The following is a 1685-nucleotide window of genomic DNA, read 5'->3' on the forward strand; positions in this document are numbered from 1 at the left end:
GGTAGCACTTCGGCGGCACCGCGAAGAGGCCCTTCGGGCTGTCGCGGAAGTCGGTCGCCGCTACCGCCTTGGCGCCGCCGTCGACCATCTTGTCGTCGGTCGCGATCTTGCCGAAGATGTCAATGGCGTTGACCACCGCCGGATCGTTGAACGGGATCTCGTTCTTTACCCACTTGTCGTAGACATCGGGGGTCTGCGTGCGCAGCATGATGTCCTCGACCCAGTCGGTCGCCGGCCAGCCGGTGGCGCCGCCGGAGCCGAGACCGATGCACCACGGCTTGCCGCCGTCGGCGATGATCTTCTTCTCAAGCTCGGCGAGTTCTTCCTGCGTCTTCGGGACCTTGTAGCCGGCTTCCTCGAAATTGTCCGGCGAATACCAGACCAGCGACTTCACATCGGCCTTGTAGGGGAAGGCGAAGAAGCCCGGCTTGCCGTCCTTGTCCTTGAAGGTGCCGAGATCGACCCAGGACTGGCCGGCGCCGTAATTGTCCTTGACCCATTTGGCGGTGTCGTCGCCAAGCGGCGTCAAAAGGCCCTTGGAAGCCAGGTCCTGGATCAGGCCCGGCTGCGGCAGCACGGCGATGTTGGGCGGGCTGCCGGCCTGGGTGTCGATGACGATCTGCTGTTCGTAATTCTCCGACGAGGAGTACTTGATCTCGACGCCGGTGGCTTCCTGGAAATATTCGAGAACGGTGCGCACAAGGCCTTCGTCCTCGCCGCGCCATGGCCCGAAGATGGTCAGCGTCTCGCCCTTGAGGTCGACCTTCTTGAGGTCCTCGTAGTTCTGCCAGTTGAAGCGCGGGTCCTCGCCCGGCTTGAACTTCAGTTCGGCTTGCGCCGGCAGGCTCAAGGCCAGCGTCGCGAACGCGGCGCCCAGCAGAAGCATTTTCTTCATCGATATTCCTCCCAGTGGTCACAAACAATCGGACGGAATTTCCATTCCGCCAATCGAACGGAACCTCCATTCCGTCCGCCGACGCCGCAGGACTGTGACTCAGTCAGAAAGGAACCGCAACCTTTCGAAGAGTCTTCCAAAGCGCTTTGGTCGTTTTGATCTCGCCATTGAATCAACCGGAAGTCAAGAGGGGGCAGAAAGCTAATCGATTTAATTTCTGCAAATAGGTGCGCAGAAAGTGCACTGCAGCACGTTTTTTTGGCGCTGCAGCAGTAAATTTTGCTTCAAACCCATCTGAACGATGCTTATGGTCGGCGCGTTCGACGTCACCAGCGTTGGTTGTCGTTTTGACTCAAATTTAAAGCGCTTTGAGGCTTGGAGGCCTCCGGTGAATCTTAAACAGCTCGCTCACATGCTGGCGCTGTCGCAGACCACGGTGAGCCGGGCACTGAACGGCTATCCCGAGGTCAACGAGGAAACGCGGCGGCGGGTGATGGACGCGGCCAAGCGACATGGCTACCGCCCCAATCCGAGCGCGCGCCGACTGGCGACCGGCAAGACCGGGATGATCGGCTATGTGCTGCCGACCGGCGCCGCCGTCGACATCGATCCGCACTTCGTCGAGTTCCTGTCCGGCCTCGGCGACTATGCCCGCTCGCACGAGCTCGACCTGGTGCTGTCGCCGGCGGACGCCGACGACCAGGAGACCACCTACCGGCGCATCGTCGCCAACCGGCAGGTCGACGCGGTCTACATCTCCTCGCCGCGGCCGGCCGATCGGCGGGTGGCG

The 1685-nt window shown here is 61.5% G+C and carries 2 protein-coding genes; one reads left to right on the plus strand and one right to left on the minus strand.

Annotation, left to right across the window (positions count from 1 at the left end):
* Positions 1-895: ABC transporter substrate-binding protein (locus EN781_RS32010; RefSeq protein WP_145965766.1), on the minus strand; the 895-nt coding region annotated here is incomplete at its 3' end.
* A gap of 388 nt (positions 896-1283) precedes the next feature.
* Here EN781_RS32010 and EN781_RS32015 point away from each other — a divergent pair.
* Positions 1284-1685, plus strand: a 402-nt coding sequence (locus EN781_RS32015; protein ID WP_145965767.1) for a LacI family DNA-binding transcriptional regulator, incomplete at its 3' end; no start/stop codon positions are given.

Origin of the sequence: Mesorhizobium sp. M4A.F.Ca.ET.090.04.2.1 (genome assembly GCF_003999085.1) — a bacterium.
Classification (GTDB): Bacteria; Pseudomonadota; Alphaproteobacteria; order Rhizobiales; family Rhizobiaceae; genus Mesorhizobium.